The sequence below is a fragment of the Klebsiella sp. WOUb02 genome (assembly GCF_050058015.1).
In the GTDB taxonomy this organism is placed as follows: domain Bacteria; phylum Pseudomonadota; class Gammaproteobacteria; order Enterobacterales; family Enterobacteriaceae; genus Klebsiella.
Genome location: NZ_CP170106.1, coordinates 249139 through 270060 on the forward strand (window position 1 = coordinate 249139; position 20922 = coordinate 270060).

The window sequence follows — 20922 nt, forward strand, 5'->3', positions numbered from 1 at the left end:
CGGGGCGTGGTGTGTGGTTGCCCGGCAGGCGTCCTGCTATCAGGCGCTCTGCTGGACAGCGGCAGGCTGTCTGACGTGCTTGTACTTAAACAGCGCGACGAAGGCGAAGGCCAGAACCAGCGAGTATCCGGCAAAGATCAGCCATACCGGCTGCCAGTTGGTGATGCCGTTGGTGGTATACATCTCCACCACTTTCCCGCTGACGATGCCGCCAAGAATGCAGCCGAAGCCGTTGGTCATCATCAGGAACATCCCCTGGGCGCTGGCGCGAATTTCCGGTCTCACCTCTTTCTCGACGAACACCGAACCCGAGATGTTGAAGAAGTCGAAGGCGCAGCCGTAGACAATCATCGACAGAACCAGCAGCACGGTGCCGAACGGAGTTGGGTCTCCGTATGCGAACAGGCCGAAGCGCAGCATCCACGCCACGATACTGATCAGCATGACGTTCTTAATGCCGTAGCGGCTCAGGAAGAACGGAATGGTCAGGATAAACAGGGTTTCGGAGATCTGGGAAATCGACATCATTACCGACGCATGCTCGACGATAAAGCTGCCCGCGAACAGCGGGTTGTTGTCGAAGCTGTGCAGGAAGGTATTGCCGAACATGTTGGTGATCTGCAGTTCAGCGCCTAACAGCATGGAGAAGATAAAGAAGATCGCCATCCGCTTGTTTTTGAACAGGGCAAATGCGTCCAGGCCCAGCATGGTGCTCCAGCTCTGATTTTTCTGCTGGTTAGAGACCGGAATATGCGGCAGCGTCAGGGTGAACAGCGCCAGCACGACGGAGAGCGTTGCGCCGATATAAAGCTGCATATGGCTCAGCTCGAAGCCGGCGAAGCTGACGGCCCACATGGCGATGATAAAACCGATGGTTCCCCAGATACGGATAGGCGGGAAATCGGCGACGATATCCATCCCGGAGGATTTCAGACGATAGTAGGAGATGGTGTTAATCAGCCCCAGCGTTGGCATATAGGCCAGCGAGTTGAGGAGAATAACCAGGAACATCTCACCCGGCGTGGTGACCTGGGCCGCCATAAACAGCGTCCCCGCCCCGACCAGATGACATAGCGCATACACCCATTTCGCGCTGATCCACTTATCCGCCACGATCCCCAGCAGCGTAGGCATGAACACGGCGGCAATACCCAGCGAGCTGTACACGGCACCGATAGACGCTCCGTCAAACTTAAGCGTCACAAACATATAGGAGCCTAGCGTAGTCAGCCAACTACCCCACAGGCAGAACTGCAGAAACGACAATATTTTAAGCTGCAGCTTAAGGTTCATGTTATTTTCCTCACGAGTAAGCGGGGGATCTGTTGTTATGGTTACATTCAGGACTACGATTTGGTGAAATTCTATCAGTAAGCGGCATCATGTTTTGTTACCTTCCGCAAATAAATGCAATCCATATTAATTTGCAGATTAGATTGTGACGCAAATAACGTTTTCGTATGGAGCGGCGCGGAAAAGTGCTGGACGACCCGGCTCTCGCGCTGAGAGCCGGGTAGAGGATGGCGATCCTATTTGCGGCGGTAGGATTTCTGCGCCGTGTTGACTTTATACAGGTAGCGGCGGGATTCCCCGGAGGGGTGGCGGGTGGTGAGCGTCGAGTAGACGTCGCCCGGCGTCATGCTGTTAATGATGTTAGCGGCCTGGACCTTATCGCTGGAGAAGACCCGCAGCACGCTCCCCGCGCCGCCGTTATAGGCGGTGATGACGGCGTAGCGCCGCGAGGTGGGGTTGTTGATACCGGCAAGATAGATGTTGTTCAACATCGCCAGGTACGCGGTACCGGTATCGATATTGTTGGCCGGATCGAACAGGAAACTGCGGCTCGGCAGGCCCGATTTCCCCTGGGAGCGGAAAACGTCTTTCCCGGCGCTGTGCTGGACGACCTGCATCAGGCCCAGCGCGTCGGAGTTGCTGACGGCGTAAGGGTTGAAAGAGGATTCGGTCTGCATAATCGCCAGAATCAGCGACTCGTCAATGCCGTACTTCCGCGCCGACTGGCGCACCATGCCGATATATTTATGTGCACGCTTATCGAGGTGGTTCGGCACCAGGTTGATGGTGATGCTGTAGATCATTCGCGGGCCGTTGCTGCGGCTCTTAAGGCGAGTTTGCAGCAGATAGTCGGCAAAGCGCGCGGCACGCCACTCCCAGCGAATCGACGCGCCGGTGTTATCCACCACCTGGCCATAGAGAAACGGCTCTTTCGAAATCTGAATGTCGTCGACATCGGAATAGAGGTCGATGGAGTTCGGATCGTCGCCCATCAGCAGGGTTTTGATAATCGCCTGGCGCAGGCGCCCGGCAGGATCGATGCCGGCGATGGTTTCAACGGTGATGGTCCCCTCATCAAAGTTGATGTGGCTGCGGGTCTGATATTGATCGGTGTACTTAACGTAGTCCTTAGGCCCGGCAAGCAGAACCTCGTTATAGCCCCAAATATTTTCGACGTTATGGGCGAACTGACCCATCAGGATATCGAAGCCGTTGGTATCTTTAACCCAGGCCTCGTTGTACTCGCCACCTCGTTTATTCGAGGTGGAACACGAAGCGAGCAAAGGCGCAATGAGCGCTAGCGCTAAATATTTTTTCATCATTCCGGGAGCGTGCGTTGTGTGGATTGTGCGTAACCGCCGTCTGGCGCTTACGATTTTTCCGGCGGCGTATAGCCTTCGATATGCACATCTTTGCCTTCAAACAGGAACTTGATCATCTCCTGCTCCAGCAGCTTGCGGTGCTCGACGTTCATCATGTTGAGCTTCTGCTCGTTGATTAGCATGGTCTGCTTGTGCTGCCACTGGGCCCAGGCCTCTTTGGAGATCTCGTTATAGATGCGTTTGCCGAGATCGCCCGGGTAGAGCTGGAAATCCTGGCCATCCGCTTCGCGCTGCAGGAAAGTACAAAAAATAGTTCTGCTCATGATAAATCCTCTTTGATTCGCCTGAACGCTATACCAGCGCTCCGGCCTTCAGCTGTTGCAACAGACGTTCCACGGGAGCCGCCAGACCGACCGACGGCGGCTGCGCTAAGTTATACCAGAGTGCGCCGGCTTCATCCATGCATGCGCCTGATGAGTGCACTGTAAGCCACATCGGCACAATATCCAGGTGGAAATGGCTGAAAGTGTGGCGAAATGCGGTCAACTGCGTCAGATTATTGGTCTTGATCTGCCGCTGTGCCAGCCACTCGCGCAGCGTCTCTTCGTCTTCAAACTGTGGAAAGCAGAATAATCCGCCCCAGAGGCCCACCGGCGGGCGCTGGGCGAGAAACACCTCGTCGCCGTGCTGCATCAGCAGAAAATAGCCGGTGCGTTGCGGAATCGTCTGCTGCGGTTTCTTGCCTGGATATTGAGTCCATGAATTATTGGCGTACGCCTCGCAGCCGTTATTCAGCGGGCAAAGCTCGCATTTGGGCTTCGAGCGGGTGCAGACGATCGCCCCGAGATCCATCATCGCCTGGTTAAAACGCTCGACCCCTTTGGCCGGCGTGACCTCCGCGCTAATCCCCCAAAGCCGCTTCTCAACCTCTTTTTTTCCCGGCCAGCCGCTTACCGCATAGCAGCGGGCCAGCACGCGCTTCACGTTGCCGTCGAGAATTGGAAAATGCTTACCCAGAGAGAGCGATAAAATGGCGCCCGCCGTCGAGCGCCCGACCCCGGGCAGCGCGGCCACTTCTTCAAAGGTCTGCGGGAATTCGCCGCCGTGCTGGCTGGCCACCTGCTGCGCCGCCTTATGTAAATTACGCGCCCGGGCGTAGTAGCCGAGGCCGGTCCACAGATGCAGGACTTCGTCCAGCGGGGCCTTCGCCAGATCGCTAACCGTTGGGAAACGCGCCATAAAGCGTTCAAAATAAGGGATAACCGTTGCCACCTGCGTTTGTTGCAACATCACCTCGGAGAGCCATACTTTGTAGGGCGTTTTGCCGATTTGCCATGGCAGGGTTTTACGCCCGTATTTGTCGTACCACTCCAGCACCTGGGCTGAAAATTGCGCGGCGAGAAAAGTCAAAGCTGCAGCTCCGGAATTGCGATAACAGGGTGGCAGATTGCAGCACAAGGGCGAGAGGCTGTAAACCCTTGCATCCGTCGGGTAACTTTGGATAATGCCCGTTTTCCGCCCACATTCACAAGCAGACCTAACCTTTATGAAAAACGACGTCATATCTCCGGAGTTCGATGAAAACGGCCGTCCTCTGCGCCGCATTCGTAGCTTCGTCCGCCGCCAGGGCCGCCTGACCAAAGGGCAACAGCACGCGTTGGATACTCTCTGGCCGGTGATGGGCGTTGAGTTCACCGATGCGCCGCTTGATTTAGCTTCGCTGTTTGGCCGCGAGGCGCCGGTCACCTTAGAGATCGGTTTTGGCATGGGCGCCTCGCTGGTGGCGATGGCTAAGGCGAAACCGGAGCAGAATTTCCTCGGTATTGAAGTCCACTCTCCGGGCGTCGGGGCGTGCCTCGCTTCCGCCGAGGAAGAGGGTGTACAAAACCTGCGCGTGATGTGCCACGATGCGGTCGAAGTGCTGCACACCATGATTGCCGATAACTCCCTCAATATGGTGCAGCTGTTTTTCCCTGACCCGTGGCACAAAGCGCGGCATAATAAACGCCGCATCGTGCAGGCGCCGTTTGCTGAACTGGTGAAAAGCAAGCTCAAGCTCGGCGGCGTTTTCCATATGGCGACCGACTGGGAGCAATATGCCGAGCATATGCTGGAAGTGATGTCGTCGCTCGACGGCTATCGTAACCGGTCTGAAAGCAACGACTATGTACCGCGCCCGGAATCGCGCCCGGTAACCAAATTTGAACAGCGTGGCCATCGTCTTGGCCACGGCGTATGGGACTTAATGTTCGAGAGGGTGAAATAATGGCAAAGAATCGTAGCCGTCGTCTGCGTAAGAAAATGCATATCGACGAGTTTCAGGAAATGGGCTTCTCCGTCGCCTGGCGTTTCCCGGAAGGGAGCAGCGAAGAGCATATCGACCAGACCGTAAATGACCTGATCAACGAAGTGATCGAGCCGAACAAGCTGGCGTTTGACGGCAGCGGCTACCTCTCCTGGGAAGGCCTGATCTGCATGCAGGAGATCGGTAAATGCACCGAAGAGCATCAGGCCATTGTCCGCAAGTGGCTGGAAGAGCGGCAGCTTGCCGACGTGCGCACCAGCGAACTTTTTGACGTCTGGTGGGACTAAGTTTGACCAGGGTCGGCAATTGCCGGCCCGCTTTGTCTGAAGGGAGTTTTATGATGCGCAAAACGCTGCTGGCGGTGGCGCTGTCCGTTACCGCTTTAACCGCGCATGCGGACTACCAGTGTAGCGTCACGCCGCGTGACGACGTGATCCTCAGCCCGCAGCAGGTGCAGGTGAAAGGGGAAAACGGCGATCTGGTGATTATGCCGGACGGCAGCCTGACCTGGAACGGAAAACAGTATTCCCTGAACGCGGCCCAGCGCGAGCAGGCCCAGGACTATCAGGCCAGCCTGCGCAGCAGCCTGCCGTGGATTGACGACGGCGCCCGCGCGCGGGTTGAAAAAGGCCGCACGGCGCTGGATAAAATCATCACCGAGCAGGTGGGAACCAGCAGCAGCATGCACGGCCGCCTGACCAAACTGGACGCGCAGCTAAAAACGCAGATGAATCGTATTATTGAACACCGCAGCGATGGGCTGACCTTCCACTACAAAGCGATCGATCAGGTCCGCGCCGACGGCCAGCAGCTGGTCAATCAGGCGATGGGCGGCATCCTGCAGGACAGCATTAACGAGATGGGCGCGAAGGCGGTTCTCAAGGGCGGCGGCAATCCGCTGCAGGGGATCCTCGGTAGCCTCGGCGGTCTGCAAACGGCGATTCAGGAGGAGTGGAAGAATCAGGAGGCGGATTTCCAGCAGTTCGGCAAAGACGTCTGCAGCCGGGTGGTTTCCCTTGAAGAGAGCCGCAAGACGCTGGTGAGTTCACTGCAATAACCTTTTCATTGCGCGGCCCGTAACGCCCGAGCCGCGCACTATTCTCTTTAAGCCTCTCGATTCAGGCGCGCCCGTGCGACACGCGGGAGCGGCGGGCCAGCGAGTCGATAATCACCGCAATCGCCAGCACGCAGCCGGTAATGATATAGCGCAGCGATGAGGGCAGATTCAGCAGCGTCAGACCGTTCGAAATCGACTGAATCACGATGATCCCCAGCAGCGCGGACCAGGCGCTGCCGCGCCCGCCAAACAGGCTGGTGCCGCCGATCACCGCCGCGGCGATGGCGTTGAGGTTAACGTCGCCGGTACCGGCCTGCTGGCTGGCCGAGGCCAGACGCGAAGCCGCCAGAATCCCCCCGAATGTCGCCAGCGTTGTGCAAAGCACAAAGGCGCTGACGTAAATGGCCCTGACGTTAATTCCCGAACGGCGCGCGGCCTCCCGGTTACCGCCGACCGCAAACATCGAGCGGCCCCATTTTGTCCGCTTCAGCGCATAGTTGAGCACCATCGCCGCCGCGACAAACAGGCCGAAAATCCACGGCACGCCGCGGCCCAGGTTGAGGTAGAAAACGGCGGCCTCAAAAATCACCGTCAGCAGCACCGCGCGCAGCAGCAGCGAACTGACGGACTCGGCGGAGAGGTTGGCCTGCAGGCGGCGTGCGCGGGTTTTCAGGCCAAACGTCAGCAGCGCCAGACCGGGCAGAAGGGCCAGGGTATGGGAGAACCAGCCCGGCATCACCATCAGCTGGCCGAAGCGAACCAGCGGCGAAGCGTAGGGCAGGTTGATGCTGCCGCTGGGGCCAAGAATGTACAGCTGCATCCCGAGCAGCGCGAGCAGGCCAGCGAGCGTCGCCACGAAGCTCGGCATTCCGACGCGGTTATAGAGCAGGGCGTAAATCAGACCGACGGCGATACCGCACAGCAGCGCCACGCCAATAGCCGCCGCCACCGGCCAGCCCGCGTTGACCCACAAGACGCCGACAATCGCCGAGGCAAGGCCGCTCATCGAACCTACCGAAAGGTCGATTTCCCCCAGCATCAGCACGCAGACGATCCCCAGGGAGATAAAGCCGACGGTGGCGCAGTCAAAAAGCAGGTTAACCAGGTTATTCGGCGCAATAAACACCGGGTTGAGCCAGGTAAACACCAGGGAGATAACGATCAGTCCGGCAATCACCGGGGCGGTGCCGAGATCGCCGGTCTTGATACGATTGATTTGCGCACGCACCACGCCGAACAGACCATCGTTGTGCTGGACGCGCTCGTCGCCGCGATCCAGGGCCGGGCGGGATTCTGTCTTGCTGTTCATAAAATTAAATCACTCCAGAAGAACTTAACTGTGATTTACGTTCAACGCGGCGCGAAACGGCATTTTCCGTTGCGCCGGTAATGGCGGCGACCAGCTCCTGGTTGGTGGCGTCGGGGGTGAAGACCCCTTTATTGCGCCCGAGGCGCAGCACCACGATGCGATCGGCCACCGCGCGCACGTCTTCCATGTTATGGCTGATAATAATGACGCCGAGGCCGCGTTCGCGAACGCGCTCGATCAGGTTGAGCACTTCCGCCGTCTGGGCGACGCCGAGGGCGGCGGTCGGCTCATCCAGCATGATAATTTTCGGGTTCATTAGCAGAGAGCGGGCAATGGCGACGGTTTGGCGCTGGCCGCCGGAGAGCGAAGCGATGGGCTCGCGCACCGACGGAATGCGGGCCGCCAGCTCCTGCAGCAGCGTCCACGCCCGTACCTCCATGGCAACTTCATCCAGCTGTAAAGGCGAGATCTCCTGGCCTAAAAACAGGTTAGCCACCACGTCCAGGTTTTCGCACAGCGCTAAATCCTGAAAAACCGTGGCGATGCCGTATTCCAGCGCTTTCCCCGGACTATCAAGGGTGACGACCCTGCCGTCGAACTCGATGGTTCCGTCGGTGGGCTGATGCACGCCGGCGAGGATTTTGACCAGCGTGGATTTCCCCGCGCCGTTATCGCCAACCAGCGCCACCACTTCACCGGCGTGGACCTCCAGCTCGATATCCGCCAGGGCGCAGACGGCGCCAAAGTGTTTAGAGACGTTGCTGAGCTTCAGGATCGGTTGCCCGGCGGTGGATGTTTTCTCTTGTTCTTGCGACATGGAAGAGACCTCAATTATTGCGAAACTACGCCCGCCGTTGGATGACGGGCGCGTGGGCAAAATTACTTTTCGATGCCTAACTTCTGGCAGGCTGCGGTGTATTCGCCGGTACAAACCTGAGCGTAGGTCTGGATCTTTTTATCGAAGATTTCCGCTTTAATATTTTTCGCGGTGATCACCGCCGGGGTGAAGAGCTGCGAAGGGGTGTTGTACAGGGTGGTGCTGGCCTGAGGCTTCTTACCCTGAATAAAGTCGACGGCCACTTTCGCCGCCGCCGCCGCGACGATTTCAGACGGTTTTGAGATGGTGTTGTACTGGTCGCCGGCAATGATGAGCTGCAGCGCGGCGATGGTGGCGTCATTGCCTGTCACCGGCGGTAACGGCTGGACGCCGGCGGCTTTGAAGGCGGCAATCGCCCCGCCGCCGGTGCCGTCGTTGGCGGCAACCACGCCTTTGATTTTGTCGCCAAAGCGGGTTATCTGCCCGGCCGCCCACTCCTGCGCTTTTGGCGGCGCCCATTCCGGCGTATCAAATTCCGCCAGAGTTTTGTAGCCCGACTCTTTCAGGCCGCGATGGATACCGTCGCGGATCAGACCCGCCGCCGCGTCGGTAGGGGAGCCGTTGATTTGCAGCACCCCGGCATCCTGCGGTACGCCGCTCTCTTTCAGATGGTCGGTCAAGGACTTAGAGATAGCATAGCCAATGCCCTCGTTATCAAACGAGACGTAGAAATCAGCCGGTTTCGCCGGGATAGGGCGATCGTAGGCGATCACTTTGACGTCCTGCGCCTGGGCGTTGGCAACCAGCGCGGCGGCGGCGGAAGAGTCCACCGGATCGAGAACGATGATTTTCGCTCCCTGGGCAATGACCGAGTTGAACTGCTGCTGCTGCAGGCTGGCGCTGGCGTTGGCGTTTTGATAAATGACCTTGCAGTCGGCGCACAGTTTGCTCATTTCCGCCTTGAAGCCGGGAAAATCATGCTGCTCGTAGCGTGTTGATGCCTGATCGGGCATTAAAAAGGCGACCGTGGCGGAGTCCGCGGCCTGTGCTGAAGCGGTAACGCCGGCGGATATTGTTGCAAGTGCGATAAAAACTTTACGGTAATTCATTGCCTTACCCTCTTTTTTATATGCTTGAGCCCGCCGGCATGGGCCGACGTCATAAAGACTTTTTTAATAAGAGTTACCAATAATTCACATGTAGGATACTTCGGTTTTACATTTGCTCAACCGATGAAGCAGGATTATCACTGCGCAAAAAAGGAGTCAAGAAATGGAAAAATATCGATGCGTATTTGTGATTGGCTGCAAAGATCTGAATAAAAAAGGCGCAGGCGCTTTGACCGAAGCGCGGAGGAAAAAACGACCGTGAAAAGGGGGGGGGGGCGTGCGGCAAAAAAACGGGCGGCGAAGGGCCGCCCGGATGCTTAATCTTCGCTCAGAAACAGCTCCAGCAGCGAGTTTAAAAACAGCTTACCGTGCTCGGTTATCTGCCAGCAGTGCGCGTCTTCTGCCAGGTAGCCCTGGGCGATAGCGGCATCAATCTGCGGGCGAATCACGCTCTCATCAAGGCCGGTGTAGCGGCTGAATTCGTCACGCGGCGCGGCTTCCAGCAGGCGGAAACGGTTCATAAAGAATTCGAACGGCTTGTCCGCCGCCTCGACGTCGTGCTGGCGCTCAAGGTAGCGGCCTTCCATGTAGCCGCGCGGATGACGCGTTTTTGCCGTACGCAGAATGCGTCCGTCAGGGAAGGTCACCTTACCGTGCGCCCCGCAGCCGACGCCGAGGTAGTCGCCAAAGCGCCAGTAGTTAAGATTGTGCTGACACTGGTAGCCGGGTTTGGCATAGGCGGAGGTTTCATACTGCTGATAGCCTGCCGCCGTCAGCAGCTGATGCCCCTGCTCAAAAATATCCCACAGCGCATCGTCATCCGGCAGCACCGGCGGACGGGAGCCGAAGAGGGTATTGGGCTCAATCGTCAGCTGATACCACGACAGGTGCGGCGGGCTGAGCTCGATGGCCTGGCGCAGATCGTCCAGCGCTTCATCCAGCGACTGGTCCGGCAGGCCGTGCATCAGGTCGAGGTTGAAGCTGCGCAGGCCGAGGCCGGTGGCCAGATGCGCCGCGCGTTTCGCCTCGGCCGGGCCGTGAATACGTCCCAGACGCTGCAGCTTTGCCTCGCTAAAGCTTTGCACGCCGATGGAGATCCGGTTGACCCCCGCACGCTGATACTCGACAAAGCGATCGGCCTCCACGGTGCCGGGGTTGGCCTCCATGGTAATCTCGGCATCGGCGGCCAGCAGCAGGCAGGCGCGAACGCCGTCAAGCAGGGTCCGCATCGCCGGCCCGGAGAGCAGGCTTGGCGTACCGCCGCCGATAAAAATAGTCCTGATTTCACGGCCCTGGGCGTAGTGCGCGTCGGCCCGCAGATCGTTGAGCAGGTGCTGCACGTAGTCGTCGTGCGGTACCTCGCCCTTCAACGCGTGCGAGTTAAAATCGCAGTACGGGCACTTCTGCACGCACCACGGGATGTGAATATACAGGCTCAGAGGTGGCAAATTAGCCATTACGTAATGCTTCCAGTAACAGTTTCAGCGCGCGCCCGCGGTGGGATATCGCGCTTTTTTCTTCACAGCTCAGCTCCGCCGCGGTTTTACCCTCAGACGGAACAAAGAAAATAGGATCGTAGCCAAAGCCGCCGCTGCCTGCGGCGCTGCGGGCAATCACTCCGGGCCAGCTGCCGTGACAAACAATCGGCGTTGGATCTGCGGCATGACGCAGGTAGACCAGCACGCAGTGGAACTGCGCCTGACGCTTATCGTCAGGGACGTCGCGCAGGGCGACGAGCAGCTTTTCCAGGTTCTGCTGGTCGCTGGCATCTTCGCCGGAGTAGCGCGCGGAGTAGATCCCCGGCGCGCCGCCTAGCGCATCTACCGCCAGGCCGGAGTCATCGGCAATCGCCGGCAGGCCGGTAATTTGTGCGGCATGGCGGGCCTTCAGAATGGCGTTTTCGATAAACGTCAGGCCGGTTTCTTCGGCGTTGTCTACTCCCAGCTCGGTTTGAGCAACGATATCCAGACCAAAATCTTCCAGCAGCGAGGCCAGCTCGCGGACCTTTCCGGCATTGCCGGTGGCGAGAACAACTTTTTGCATGATTAATCCTGTTTAGAGCGAGGCTCTTATTCTGTCAGCGCCGCGACCTGAGTCGGGATCTGTTGCGGGTTGATGATTTTTATCTGCTTGTGGCGGCCCAGTTCGCCTTTTTCAAGAAGCACCTGGCTTTTCGCGACGCGAAACTGTTTGGCGAGGAACTTAATCAGGTGGGCATTTGCCTGACCATCAACGGGCGGGGCGGTAATGGCGACTTTGAGCTCGTCGCCATGTAAACCAACGATGCTATCGCGGCTGGCCTTGGGCTGAATATACAGCCGCAGGACCAGCCCGTCGGCGCAGGCTTCGACGGCACTCATAGCGCCATCCACAGCCCCGGAAGCAGCACGTTACCGGTTGCCTGAAGCAGTTCGGAAATGCCCATATTAATCACGTACAGCAGCAGAACCAGCACCATCGGCGAGAAGTCAATCCCGCCCATCGACGGCAGCATTCTGCGAATCGGGCGCAGCAGCGGGTCGGCGAGCTGCATCAGCACGTATTCAACCGGGCTGCGGCCCTGGCTCACCCAGCTCATAATCGCCATCAGCAGCAGGACCCAGAAAATCAGCAGGCCGATAGTCTTAATCAGGATCAGCAGCGCGGAAATCCAGATGATCGGCTGGAAGGTGACCACCATAAACAGCACGATGGCTTTGATGACGCAGAGAATAAAGGCCAGCAGCAACGAGGCGCTATCGAGCGGCCCCAGCGCCGGGATAATGCGGCGCAGCGGCCCAACCACCGGCTGGGTTGCCTTCACCACAAACTGCGAGAAGGGATTGTAAAAGTCGCAGCGTGCCCACTGCATCCAGACGCGTAACAACATGATCATAGTGTAGAGTTCAATGACCGTTGAGAGCAGGAAAGTCAACGTCTTCATGGCGTTCCTCAGATTCCTTAATTTTTGCTGTAGTCGCGCGCACCGAAGATTGCGGTCCCGATGCGCACCATAGTGCTTCCCGCCGCGATAGCGGCTTCCATATCATCCGACATTCCCAGAGACAGCGTATCGACCGCAGGGTAGTGCGCCTTAAGTCGCGCAAATGCTACCGCCATTTGTTGGGCGACGGCAAACTGCCTGACATATTCTGACTCGGGGGCCGGAATGGCCATTAATCCGCGCAGCCGCAGATTCGGCAGGGCGTCGATCTCTGCCGCTAGCGCATCGAGCTCCTCTGGCGGGATCCCCGATTTGCTTTGCTCGTCGCTGATATTAATTTGAATCAACACGTTAAGCGGCGGCAAATGCGCCGGACGCTGCTCGCTAAGCCGGGCGGCAATCTTCAGCCGGTCGACGGTGTGGCACCAGTCGAAATGTTCCGCCACCAGACGACTTTTGTTGGACTGCAGCGGGCCAATAAAGTGCCACTGTAGATGGCGAACCCCGGCATCCTGAAAGTGGCGAATTTTTTCCACCCCTTCCTGCACGTAGTTTTCACCGAACGCCGTCTGACCGGCAGCCACCGCTTCTTCAACCGCGCTCGCAGGTTTGGTTTTACTCACTGCAAGCAGCGTAACTTCTTCTGGAGAGCGGCCGCAGCGGGCGACAGCGCCTGAGATTTTGTCCCGGACCTGTGCCAGGTTATGCGCAATATCGTTCATATTCCGAGGATGAGTTATGGAGTTGGAAGAAATCGTGGCCCTTAGTGTAAAGCATAACGTCTCCGATCTACACCTGTGCAATGCCTCGGCGCCGCGCTGGCGTCGTCAGGGGAGGCTGGAGCCCGCGCCCTTCACCTCGCCGGAGATCGGCAAAATACTCGCGCAGTGGCTCAATGATGAGCAGCAGGGCCAGTGGCAGGCCGGCGGACAGGTTGATTTTGCGCTGGCGCTACCCGGCGGGCTGCGCCTGCGCGCCAGCGCATTTGCCCACACGCGCGGGCTATCGCTGGCGCTGCGCCTGCTGCCGGAAGCCTGCCCGCGGCTTGATGAACTGAGCGTCCCCGCCGCGCTAACCGAGCTGCTCAATGAAGAGAGCGGGCTGATCCTCGTCACCGGCGCCACCGGCAGCGGTAAATCGACCACCCTCGCGGCGATGGTTGGCTATCTCAATCAGCGCCTCGATGGCCATATTCTGACCCTTGAGGACCCGGTGGAGTTTGTCCATGACAGCGAACGATGCCTGGTCCAGCAGCGCGAAATTGGCCGCCACGCGCCGTCGTTTGCCGCGGCGCTGCGGGTGGCGCTGCGCCAGGACCCGGACGTCATTTTGCTGGGCGAGCTGCGCGACAGCGAGACTATCCGCCTGGCGCTGACGGCGGCGGAGACCGGGCACCTGGTGATGGCGACTCTGCATACCCGCGGTGCCGCGCAGGCGGTTGAGCGCCTGGTTGACGTTTTTCCTGCGCAGGAAAAAGAGCAGGTTCGCGGCCAACTGGCGGGAAGTTTATGCGCCGTACTGGCGCAAAAATTATTACCGGATATATCCGGCGGGAGAGTTGCGCTATTCGAGCTTTTGGTTAATACCCCGGCGGTGGCAAATTTGATCCGCGAAGGGAAAACCCATCAGCTGCCCGGCGTTATGCAGACCGGACAGCAGAGCGGAATGCAGACTTTTACGCAAAGTTTTCAACAGCGTGTCTCCGCAGGTCGCCTGTAGCCGGAGATTTTATATTCAGTCATCGTGCCAGTTTGTTGTTAGCAGAATGTTTTATTAATGTTCTTTGATATTGATTTTAAATATAGGTAAGAGTCAGTGACAACGTCAGAATAATGAGCCGCAGGGATTCTATTTGGTATTATCCTCGCAGAAACGGGAAAAAGTTCAGATTACCTTTTGACACTTTTAATGAATTCACCTTATGCTGTTTGTGGGGATAGGATGATTCCCACAAGATATTTTTTTGATATGTAAGTTTATTTCAGTTTATTAATAAGTATGTGATTTTTTGTTTTAATTCATTTAACCACCATGATGGTGGACGCTTGCTAAGGAGGGTTTTAAGTGATTAATTTATCAGGTAAATATTCTCATTCTCGTCAGGTTTTCTTTATTACTCAGCCGTCGATTCAGAGTAAATCGTTTGTCAGCGGACTGGCAGAAACTTTATCGATGGCAGTTACCCTGCATAATATCAATAAGCCCCTGGCGAAGGACTCCGTAATATTATTTGATATTGCCGTATCGAATAAAAAACTGAACGGAGCGTGGCGGGATATTATTCGAACGCACGCAGAGAATCCGCGACTGCTGATTATCAACAGCGCGCAAAAGTATGAGCTCTATGAGATGGCGCAGTGGCCCGCGCTCTACGGCGTCTTCCGCCATGACGATGACGCATCGCGTTTAATTGAGGGCGTTAAGGCCGTGCTGAACGGCGAACAGACGGCTGAACTGAGCGTGATGCATCCGGCGATGTACGCGGCGAATCATGCATCGGTACCGGCGGAAAGCTCTCCGCTGACGGAGCGGGAATGTGAGATCTTAAACGAGCTGCGCTGCGGTGCGACGAATATGGATATCGCCCGGGCGCTGTTCATTAGTGAAAATACGGTGCGCACTCATCTGTATAACGTTTTTCGCAAGCTGAGCGTGAAGAATCGTACCCAGGCGGTGAGCTGGGCTAACGAACATCTCCGTCACCAGGTTTATCACAATGACGGCACCGGCTTCGGCGCCGCCATCGGCGGGCTTAAAAACCCTGCTCGAAGTAGCTTTCCAGAATAACCACCGCCGAGGCCGAGTCGATGCTGCCTTTATTCAGGGCGCGAAACCCGCCGTGCTCGAAAAGCCCGGCGCGGGCCTCAACCGTACTCAGGCGCTCATCGTGCAGGGTAATCTGTACCCCAAAGCGGCCGTGAATTTTATTGGCGAAGTTGCGCGCGCGCGCGGTTAGCGGCTGCTCGGTGCCGTCCATATTCAGCGGCAGGCCGACGATAACGGCTTCCGGCTGCCACTCTTTCAGCAGCTTTTCGATAACGTTCCAGTCCGGCTTCCCGTCCTGCGCTTTGAGCGCCGGGAGAGGACGGGCGGTGCCGGTAATGCGTTGCCCAACCGCCACGCCGATGCTTTTGGTGCCAAAATCAAAGCCCAGTAAGGTTCCGCTCATTATGCGTGCCCCGCAACGCCGGGCATCGTCACAATATCGATCCCAATCAGCTTTGCCGCTTCGCGCCAGCGATCGGCAATCGGCGTTTTAAACAAAATATTCTGATCGGCCGGAGCGGTGAGCCAGGCGTTATCAAGAAGCTCCTGCTCCAGCTGTCCCTTCTCCCAGGAGGCGTAGCCCAGCGCGACCAGCACGTTGCTCGGCTGTTTATCGGTGCCGAGGGTTTCCAGCACGTCCCGCGACGTGGTGATCACGGTATTGTCGGAAATACGGATGCTGGAAGAGAAATCAGATGGCGGCGAGTGCAGAATAAAGCCGCGATCTTCCGCCAGCGGGCCGCCAAGCATGACCGGCTTATCGAGACGAATATCGGGATTGCGCGGCTCAGCGACAATTTTCAGCTTCTCCAGAATCCCGTCAATCTGCAGATTTTCCAGCGGTTTGTTGATGATGATGCCCATCGCACCGTCATCGTTATACTCGCAGATGTAAACCACGGAGCGGCGGAATATGGGGTCCTGAAGAGCAGGCATGGCAATCAGAAAGTGATGCTGTAAATTCATTGTCAGAGGTTCTGTTCCTGGTGGTTCAAAAAGCAGCATTTAGTATGCGGGCAAAGTGCCGCCCTGTCGATTCAACTTTATCTTTCACGCTACAGGTGCGTTGGCTTCCTCGCTCGCCCCGGTCACATAGTAAACTATGCTCCCGGGCGCTCGCTGCGTCGCCGCCTTCCTGTAGCGCGAAATCTTTCGTTGAATCTATCGGCTCGAAGGGAGAAAGGTAAAAAAGCGAATAACGAATAACAAAAAAAACGAAGAGTAAAAGGGCGTTGGCCCCTTTACTCTTTCGTTGAAGCAAGCTGGCTGGTTCCAGATGCAATCAGGATGCTGTGCGTCCAGCGGGCTCATCCAGAAGCGGCGGATTACTTAGCGAGACGCTTCTCGATGGCGTCCATCAGCATCCCGGTGATGGAGACCGGGAAGGCGGCCTCAATCTCGCGCACGCAGGTCGGGCTGGTGACGTTAATTTCCGTCAGGCGATCGCCGATGATATCCAGACCGACGAAAATCAGGCCCTTGGCCTTCAGCGTAGGGCCGACGCGGCGGGCGATCGCCCAATCGCTCTCGGTCAGCGGGCGCGCTTCGCCGCGGCCGCCGGCGGCCAGGTTACCGCGCGTCTCTCCGCCCTGCGGAATACGCGCCAGGCACCAGGGAACCGGTTCGCCGTCGACCACCAGCACGCGCTTATCGCCGTCCTTGATGGCCGGCAGATAGTTTTGCGCCATGCAGTAGCGGCTGCCCAGATCGGTCAGCGTTTCCGCAATCACCGGCAGGTTAGGATCGCCCTCTTTCACGCGGAAAATAGATGTACCGCCCATGCCGTCCAGCGGCTTGAGAATAATATCGCCGTGCTTTTCCCAGAAGGCTTTCAGCTGCGCCTTGTTGCGGGTGACCAGCGTTTCCGGCGTCAGGTCGGCAAACCAGGCGGTAAACAGCTTTTCGTTACAGTCGCGCAGGCTCTGCGGTTTGTTGACGATAAGCGTGCCCTTATCTTCCGCGCGTTCCAGAATATAGGTAGCGTAAATAAACTCGGTATCGAACGGCGGATCCTTACGCATCAGAATCACGTCGAGATCCGCCAGCGGCAGATCCTGCTCGCCGCTGAACTCGTACCACTTGTCGTAGTTCTGCTCTACGCTCAGCGTGCGCGTACGGGCGCGGGCCTCACCGTTGATTAAGTACAGGTCGTTCATCTCCATATAATGGAGTTCGTAGCCGCGACGCTGGGCTTCCAGCAGCATGGCGAAGCTGGTGTCTTTCTTGATGTTGATGGTTGCGATGGGGTCCATCACGATGCCGAGCTTGATCATTATTATTCTCCGTTAACGCTTCAACCTAAGTCGCCAAAACGCACCTGTAGCGCGGTAATGGCGGTTAGCGCAGTTGTCTCTGTACGCAGAACGCGCGGTCCCAACAGAATATCAGTAAACTGGTAACGAGCGGTCATCGCGATCTCTTCCGCTGACAGCCCTCCTTCAGGGCCAATCAGCAGACGAATGCGCTCCACCGGCAGCGGCAGCGTGTTGATGCTGGCGCTGGCGCGAGGATGCAGGTTCAGCTTCAGGCTATCATCCTGCTCTGCGCACCAGGCCTCCAGCTGCATGGCCGGACGAATCTCTGGCACCACGTTGCGGCCGCTCTGCTCGCAGGCGGCGATGGCGATTTTTTGCCACTGCTGAATCTTCTTCTGCAAGCGTTCGGCATCCAGTTTAACGCCGCAGCGCTCGGAAAACAGTGGCGTAATGAGGCTTACTCCGAGCTCGATCGATTTCTGGATGGTAAATTCCATCTTTTCGCCGCGCGACATCACCTGGCCGAGGTGAATATGCAGCGGCGATTCGCGATCGTCACTCTCGCCGCTGACGATCTCAACCGTCACGTTTTTCTTGCCCGCGTCGACGATAGTCGCGGCAAATACCTGATTGCTACCGTCAAAAAGCTGAATGGCCTGGCCTTTGCTCATTCGCAATACGCGACCAACGTGGTTCGCCGCGTCGTCGGAAAGGGCTATCTGGCTACCGACGATAATCGGCTCAGGGTGGTGGATGCGGGGAGTGCGCATGCTTGATATTCCGTTCTTCGCGCAGATCCTCTCTTCCCCGCCGTCGCGGGAGAATAGCGGGATCTGCAAATTAACAATTGCCGCTAGTGTAGGTTAGCTCTTTTGCGCCTGGCAAGCCTGCTGGACGTAAGGATTGTGGTTGCCCTGAACTTTAGCGATCCGCTCATCGCGTTCGCACTCCCAGCTTGTGACCGGGTAGATCTTATTCCAGGCGGTAAATAGCTGGGTTTGCTGGCGGGAAAGGGTGAGCTGATAGCTATCGCGCATATAGAAGTAGGTTCGCGCAATTGCGCCGCGGGCGCGCGCCGGCGGCTCGGCGACTTTATCTTTAAAATCGACCTTCATCGCGCACTGACCGTACTGGCCTTCGCCGCCGTTCCACTGGCTGTACATATAGTTAGCGCGGTCGCCGTTGACCTCGCCGACCGCTGGCTGCAGGTTGTGCATATCGCTTTCCATCCGGCGGTAAACCGGATCTTTGGCGCAATTTTTACGCCCTCCGTCCTGCCAGCACTGGCGCTGGTGGCCAAACTGCCACGCCGGAACGACGTGCTCCCACTCGACGCGGCCGGCGCGGTTTTCGTTTTTCCGCACCTTATAGCCGCAGGATTGCAGATTGATAACGCCTTTTTTACCCTGCCAGTCGATTTTGCAGCCGCAGTAGAAGTCGCCGGGGGCATCGGCGTTAATCTTCACTCCGGCGGCTTTTGCCTGGGAAAAACTGTGGATTCCTTCGGCCATAGCCTGGCCGCTACAGGCCGCAGTCAGCAACGCTGCGGCAAAAAAATGCGTACGGGACATCGTGAACTCCGTGGCAAAACGAGCCCGCAACGTAGCGAATGCGATTGTCAGATACAATCAGTCAGAGCAGAAAATTTCCAGTTATAGCCGATATTTACTCTTCAGCGACCAGCAGATCGCCGCAGCGAACGCAGCGGTAGGTGGCTTCTCCGCGCATCACGCGATTGTGACGGCGAACGGTAAGCTGGTGCTGCTGGCATCGGCAGCGGTAGGGGAAGGTATTCTGGCGCACTGAGTCCAGTTCGAAGCGGTGGGTGCGGCGGGCCGGCACTTCCAGCACGCTCTCCATCATCCATTTCCACTCTTTGCCGTGCGGCGCCACGCGGCCGAAGTGTTGCCACACCAGCAGATGCGCCAGCTCGTGCGGCACCACCTCATCGATAAACGCCTGCTGGTTCTCCAGCAGCAGCACCGGGTTGAGGCGAATTTCATTCTTGTCCAGCCAGGCGGTGCCGGCGGAGGTTCCCCGCTGCTGATAAACCAGCACGGGTTCCGGATAGCGGCGCTCAAGCTTGCGGTTCGCGAGGGCGAGTTTTTCCCGCAGGCTGCGCATCACGGCCTGCTGCGTAGCGATGGGAATTCGGGGCGTCTTCATAGCGCCAGAGGATAGTGCGGCGAGGAGAGGAGAGCAAGAAGAAGCTTCCTCCCGCGAGGGGAGGAAGCGCGGTGATGGCTAGTCGCGAGCGCCGATTTCACGCAGCGGGCGACCCTGCATCAGGTTACGTTCGATATGTTCCAGCGAAACGTTTTTGGTTTCCGGAATAAGCCACAGGGTCAGGAAGATGAACAGAATGTTCAGGCCGCCATAGACCCAGAAGGTGTTCGCGCTGCCCAGCGAATTCAGCATGGTCAGGAAGGTCGCACCGACGATCATGTTGGCGATCCAGTTGGTGGCCGTGGAGCAGGTGATGCCGAAATCGCGGCCCTTCAGCGGCTGAATTTCTGAACACAGCACCCAGATCAGCGGGCCGGCGCTCATAGCGAAGCCGACGATAAACATCAGCAGCATCAGCACGGAGAAGTACTGCGCGGTCGTGGAGTGGATGCCGATATGCATCATGCTGCCCAGCACGCCCATGCCGACGGCCATGACGATAAAGCCGAGGATCAGCGTTGGCTTCCGGCCCCAGCGGTCAACCAGGCCGATGGCGATAAAGGTCGCCAGCACGTTGGTCAGGCCGACGATAACCGTGCCCCACATCTGCTCGGTGGTGTTGGCGTAGCCCGCCAGCTCAAAGATCTTCGGCGCGTAGTACATGATGACGTTCATTCCGGTGAACTGCTGCATCACCTGCAGCAGAATGCCGAGGAACACCGCGCGGCGGAAGTTGCTGTTCTCTTTAAACAGCTCCCAGCCGGACTGTTTGACCTTCAGGCTTTCGCGGATTTCATCGAGCTCGCGTTTGGCTTCCGCGCTGGTATCGCGCAGGCGCAGCAGCACACGTTCGGCATCGATAAAGCGGCGTTTGGCGGCAAACCAGCGCGGGCTGTCCGGCAGGAAGAAAACGCCAATCAGCAGCAGGACGGCCGGGATGATAATGACCCCGAGCATCCAGCGCCATGCGCCGCTGTAGCTGAACGCGGTATCCGACAGATAGGCGCCGAGAATACCGATGGTGATCATCAGCTGGTACATCGAGATCATGCTGCCGCGAATTTTCTCCGGCGCAATTTCGGAGAGGTACAGCGGGGCGGTGTAGGAGGCGACGCCCACCGCGAGGCCGAGCAGTACGCGGGAAATCAGCAGCACTTCAACGTTCGGCGCGGCGGCGGAGCACAGGGAGCCGACAACGAACAGGATAGCGCCGATCATCAGGCTTTTCTTACGGCCGAGCTTGAAGGAGAGCCAGCCGCTACCGACCGCGCCGACGGCGGCGCCGAACATCATGGTGCTCACCACCCATTCCTGAGTGTGAGCGCTAATTTGAAACTCTTTGGCAATAAAGGGCAGGGCACCCGCAATGACGCCGATATCAAGGCCAAAAAGCAGGCCGGCCAGTGCGGCGAGGAAACAGACAAAGAACGTCATCGTTTTGTTCGAGCGCCCTTGTTTTTTGTTGTCAGGCATAACGCCCTCCAGTTGAGTTATTGATTCTGTCGATGCTTAGAGTAGGGGAGTAGGTAGCAAAAAAATGTGATTGCAATCACGACTGTGTAATCGGTTACACTAACGTAAGGAAGTGTAATCAGAGAAA

24 protein-coding genes are annotated in these 20922 nt (G+C 57.7%); 5 read left to right on the plus strand and 19 right to left on the minus strand.

The features are described 5' to 3' along the window. Window positions 1-39: 39 nt before the first annotated feature. The 4 genes from ABOC21_RS03315 to mutY form a co-directional block, all read right to left on the minus strand. Window positions 40-1293, minus strand: a complete 1254-nt coding sequence (locus ABOC21_RS03315; protein WP_426812430.1) for a nucleoside permease — start codon at window positions 1291-1293, stop codon at window positions 40-42. A 236-nt stretch (window positions 1294-1529) separates the two neighbouring features. After that, window positions 1530-2612 (minus strand): membrane-bound lytic murein transglycosylase MltC, encoded by a 1083-nt coding sequence (gene mltC / locus ABOC21_RS03320; protein ID WP_426812548.1) that lies wholly within the window; start codon window positions 2610-2612, stop codon window positions 1530-1532. A 50-nt stretch (window positions 2613-2662) separates the two neighbouring features. Beyond that, entirely contained in the window at window positions 2663-2938 is a 276-nt protein-coding gene (locus ABOC21_RS03325; RefSeq protein ID WP_045857046.1) for an oxidative damage protection protein, read from the minus strand. Between the two features lie 28 nt (window positions 2939-2966). Beyond that, window positions 2967-4025 carry an A/G-specific adenine glycosylase gene (gene mutY, locus ABOC21_RS03330; protein WP_426812431.1) on the minus strand — a complete coding sequence of 353 codons (1059 nt, stop codon included), beginning with the start codon at window positions 4023-4025 and terminating at the stop codon, window positions 2967-2969. Between the two features lie 136 nt (window positions 4026-4161). Here mutY and trmB point away from each other — a divergent pair, with 136 nt between their 5' ends. Genes trmB through ABOC21_RS03345 form a run of 3 tightly spaced genes read left to right on the plus strand, consistent with a single transcriptional unit; the run spans window position 4162 to window position 5977 of the window. After that, complete coding sequence (gene trmB, locus ABOC21_RS03335) at window positions 4162-4881, plus strand: tRNA (guanosine(46)-N7)-methyltransferase TrmB (RefSeq protein WP_426812432.1); 720 nt, start codon at window positions 4162-4164, stop codon at window positions 4879-4881. Beyond that, window positions 4881-5207, plus strand: coding sequence for a YggL family protein (locus ABOC21_RS03340; protein WP_095099367.1), 327 nt, complete (start codon window positions 4881-4883; stop codon window positions 5205-5207). Before trmB ends, ABOC21_RS03340 begins: the two co-directional genes overlap by 1 nt. Before the next feature lie 50 nt (window positions 5208-5257). Beyond that, a complete protein-coding gene (locus ABOC21_RS03345) occupies window positions 5258-5977 on the plus strand; it encodes a DUF2884 domain-containing protein (RefSeq protein WP_426812433.1) in 720 nt (239 codons plus the stop codon). Window positions 5978-6038: 61 nt separating this feature from the next. Here ABOC21_RS03345 and ABOC21_RS03350 read toward each other — a convergent pair whose 3' ends face one another. The 8 genes from ABOC21_RS03350 to ABOC21_RS03385 form a co-directional block, all read right to left on the minus strand. Further along, on the minus strand, window positions 6039-7286 hold the full coding sequence (locus tag ABOC21_RS03350) for a sugar ABC transporter permease (RefSeq protein ID WP_426812434.1): 1248 nt from the start codon (window positions 7284-7286) through the stop codon (window positions 6039-6041). A 4-nt stretch (window positions 7287-7290) separates the two neighbouring features. Next, window positions 7291-8103: an ATP-binding cassette domain-containing protein gene (locus tag ABOC21_RS03355; RefSeq protein WP_426812435.1), complete on the minus strand. Its 813-nt coding sequence runs from the start codon at window positions 8101-8103 to the stop codon at window positions 7291-7293. Window positions 8104-8165: 62 nt separating this feature from the next. Further along, window positions 8166-9212, minus strand: a complete 1047-nt coding sequence (locus ABOC21_RS03360) for a sugar ABC transporter substrate-binding protein (protein ID WP_426812436.1) — start codon at window positions 9210-9212, stop codon at window positions 8166-8168. A gap of 317 nt (window positions 9213-9529) precedes the next feature. Further along, complete coding sequence (gene hemW, locus ABOC21_RS03365) at window positions 9530-10669, minus strand: radical SAM family heme chaperone HemW (RefSeq protein ID WP_426812437.1); 1140 nt, start codon at window positions 10667-10669, stop codon at window positions 9530-9532. Continuing rightward, window positions 10662-11255 carry an XTP/dITP diphosphatase gene (locus tag ABOC21_RS03370; protein WP_426812438.1) on the minus strand — a complete coding sequence of 198 codons (594 nt, stop codon included), beginning with the start codon at window positions 11253-11255 and terminating at the stop codon, window positions 10662-10664. The genes hemW and ABOC21_RS03370 overlap by 8 nt, the downstream gene beginning before the upstream one ends. A gap of 26 nt (window positions 11256-11281) precedes the next feature. Then, entirely contained in the window at window positions 11282-11572 is a 291-nt protein-coding gene (gene yggU, locus ABOC21_RS03375; protein ID WP_041147205.1) for a DUF167 family protein YggU, read from the minus strand. Next, complete coding sequence (locus ABOC21_RS03380) at window positions 11569-12135, minus strand: YggT family protein (RefSeq protein ID WP_426812439.1); 567 nt, start codon at window positions 12133-12135, stop codon at window positions 11569-11571. The genes yggU and ABOC21_RS03380 overlap by 4 nt, the downstream gene beginning before the upstream one ends. 17 nt (window positions 12136-12152) lie before the next feature. After that, a complete protein-coding gene (locus tag ABOC21_RS03385) occupies window positions 12153-12857 on the minus strand; it encodes a YggS family pyridoxal phosphate-dependent enzyme (protein WP_426812440.1) in 705 nt (234 codons plus the stop codon). A gap of 16 nt (window positions 12858-12873) precedes the next feature. Here ABOC21_RS03385 and ABOC21_RS03390 point away from each other — a divergent pair, with 16 nt between their 5' ends. Together ABOC21_RS03390 and ABOC21_RS03395 are read left to right on the plus strand one after the other, a co-directional pair. Continuing rightward, window positions 12874-13854 carry a type IV pilus twitching motility protein PilT gene (locus ABOC21_RS03390; protein ID WP_426812441.1) on the plus strand — a complete coding sequence of 327 codons (981 nt, stop codon included), beginning with the start codon at window positions 12874-12876 and terminating at the stop codon, window positions 13852-13854. A gap of 345 nt (window positions 13855-14199) precedes the next feature. Beyond that, entirely contained in the window at window positions 14200-14922 is a 723-nt protein-coding gene (locus ABOC21_RS03395; protein ID WP_426812442.1) for a LuxR C-terminal-related transcriptional regulator, read from the plus strand. Here ABOC21_RS03395 and ruvX read toward each other — a convergent pair. From ruvX to ABOC21_RS03430, 7 genes are all read right to left on the minus strand, one after another. Beyond that, window positions 14888-15304, minus strand: coding sequence for a Holliday junction resolvase RuvX (gene ruvX / locus ABOC21_RS03400; RefSeq protein ID WP_426812443.1), 417 nt, complete (start codon window positions 15302-15304; stop codon window positions 14888-14890). The genes ABOC21_RS03395 and ruvX overlap by 35 nt on opposite strands. After that, window positions 15304-15867 (minus strand): YqgE/AlgH family protein, encoded by a 564-nt coding sequence (locus ABOC21_RS03405; RefSeq protein WP_426812444.1) that lies wholly within the window; start codon window positions 15865-15867, stop codon window positions 15304-15306. The genes ruvX and ABOC21_RS03405 overlap by 1 nt, the downstream gene beginning before the upstream one ends. Before the next feature lie 359 nt (window positions 15868-16226). Beyond that, window positions 16227-17174: a glutathione synthase gene (gene gshB / locus ABOC21_RS03410; RefSeq protein ID WP_426812445.1), complete on the minus strand. Its 948-nt coding sequence runs from the start codon at window positions 17172-17174 to the stop codon at window positions 16227-16229. Window positions 17175-17194: 20 nt separating this feature from the next. Continuing rightward, on the minus strand, window positions 17195-17926 hold the full coding sequence (rsmE, locus tag ABOC21_RS03415; RefSeq protein ID WP_426812446.1) for a 16S rRNA (uracil(1498)-N(3))-methyltransferase: 732 nt from the start codon (window positions 17924-17926) through the stop codon (window positions 17195-17197). Between the two features lie 93 nt (window positions 17927-18019). After that, window positions 18020-18727 (minus strand): deoxyribonuclease I, encoded by a 708-nt coding sequence (gene endA, locus ABOC21_RS03420; RefSeq protein WP_426812447.1) that lies wholly within the window; start codon window positions 18725-18727, stop codon window positions 18020-18022. Window positions 18728-18821: 94 nt separating this feature from the next. After that, the gene (locus ABOC21_RS03425; protein WP_426812448.1) at window positions 18822-19322 is read right to left on the minus strand and encodes a SprT family zinc-dependent metalloprotease; all 501 of its coding nucleotides are present in this window, start codon (window positions 19320-19322) and stop codon (window positions 18822-18824) included. Between the two features lie 78 nt (window positions 19323-19400). Beyond that, window positions 19401-20795 carry a sugar porter family MFS transporter gene (locus ABOC21_RS03430; protein WP_426812449.1) on the minus strand — a complete coding sequence of 465 codons (1395 nt, stop codon included), beginning with the start codon at window positions 20793-20795 and terminating at the stop codon, window positions 19401-19403. Between the last annotated feature and the right edge of the window lie 127 nt (window positions 20796-20922).

Bases quoted from the DNA above. Each gene is read 5' to 3' on its own strand.
- ABOC21_RS03315 (WP_426812430.1), bottom strand. From the start codon at position 1,293: ATGAACCTTAAGCTGCAGCTTAAAATATTGTCGTTTCTGCAGTTCTGC.
- mltC (WP_426812548.1), bottom strand. From the start codon at position 2,612: ATGAAAAAATATTTAGCGCTAGCGCTCATTGCGCCTTTGCTCGCTTCG.
- ABOC21_RS03325 (WP_045857046.1), bottom strand. From the start codon at position 2,938: ATGAGCAGAACTATTTTTTGTACTTTCCTGCAGCGCGAAGCGGATGGC.
- trmB (WP_426812432.1), top strand. From the start codon at position 4,162: ATGAAAAACGACGTCATATCTCCGGAGTTCGATGAAAACGGCCGTCCT.
- ABOC21_RS03340 (WP_095099367.1), top strand. From the start codon at position 4,881: ATGGCAAAGAATCGTAGCCGTCGTCTGCGTAAGAAAATGCATATCGAC.
- ABOC21_RS03345 (WP_426812433.1), top strand. From the start codon at position 5,258: ATGATGCGCAAAACGCTGCTGGCGGTGGCGCTGTCCGTTACCGCTTTA.
- ABOC21_RS03350 (WP_426812434.1), bottom strand. From the start codon at position 7,286: ATGAACAGCAAGACAGAATCCCGCCCGGCCCTGGATCGCGGCGACGAG.
- ABOC21_RS03355 (WP_426812435.1), bottom strand. From the start codon at position 8,103: ATGTCGCAAGAACAAGAGAAAACATCCACCGCCGGGCAACCGATCCTG.
- ABOC21_RS03360 (WP_426812436.1), bottom strand. From the start codon at position 9,212: ATGAATTACCGTAAAGTTTTTATCGCACTTGCAACAATATCCGCCGGC.
- hemW (WP_426812437.1), bottom strand. From the start codon at position 10,669: ATGGCTAATTTGCCACCTCTGAGCCTGTATATTCACATCCCGTGGTGC.
- ABOC21_RS03370 (WP_426812438.1), bottom strand. From the start codon at position 11,255: ATGCAAAAAGTTGTTCTCGCCACCGGCAATGCCGGAAAGGTCCGCGAG.
- yggU (WP_041147205.1), bottom strand. From the start codon at position 11,572: ATGAGTGCCGTCGAAGCCTGCGCCGACGGGCTGGTCCTGCGGCTGTAT.
- ABOC21_RS03380 (WP_426812439.1), bottom strand. From the start codon at position 12,135: ATGAAGACGTTGACTTTCCTGCTCTCAACGGTCATTGAACTCTACACT.
- ABOC21_RS03385 (WP_426812440.1), bottom strand. From the start codon at position 12,857: ATGAACGATATTGCGCATAACCTGGCACAGGTCCGGGACAAAATCTCA.
- ABOC21_RS03390 (WP_426812441.1), top strand. From the start codon at position 12,874: ATGGAGTTGGAAGAAATCGTGGCCCTTAGTGTAAAGCATAACGTCTCC.
- ruvX (WP_426812443.1), bottom strand. From the start codon at position 15,304: ATGAGCGGAACCTTACTGGGCTTTGATTTTGGCACCAAAAGCATCGGC.
- ABOC21_RS03405 (WP_426812444.1), bottom strand. From the start codon at position 15,867: ATGAATTTACAGCATCACTTTCTGATTGCCATGCCTGCTCTTCAGGAC.
- gshB (WP_426812445.1), bottom strand. From the start codon at position 17,174: ATGATCAAGCTCGGCATCGTGATGGACCCCATCGCAACCATCAACATC.
- rsmE (WP_426812446.1), bottom strand. From the start codon at position 17,926: ATGCGCACTCCCCGCATCCACCACCCTGAGCCGATTATCGTCGGTAGC.
- endA (WP_426812447.1), bottom strand. From the start codon at position 18,727: ATGTCCCGTACGCATTTTTTTGCCGCAGCGTTGCTGACTGCGGCCTGT.
- ABOC21_RS03425 (WP_426812448.1), bottom strand. From the start codon at position 19,322: ATGAAGACGCCCCGAATTCCCATCGCTACGCAGCAGGCCGTGATGCGC.
- ABOC21_RS03430 (WP_426812449.1), bottom strand. From the start codon at position 20,795: ATGCCTGACAACAAAAAACAAGGGCGCTCGAACAAAACGATGACGTTC.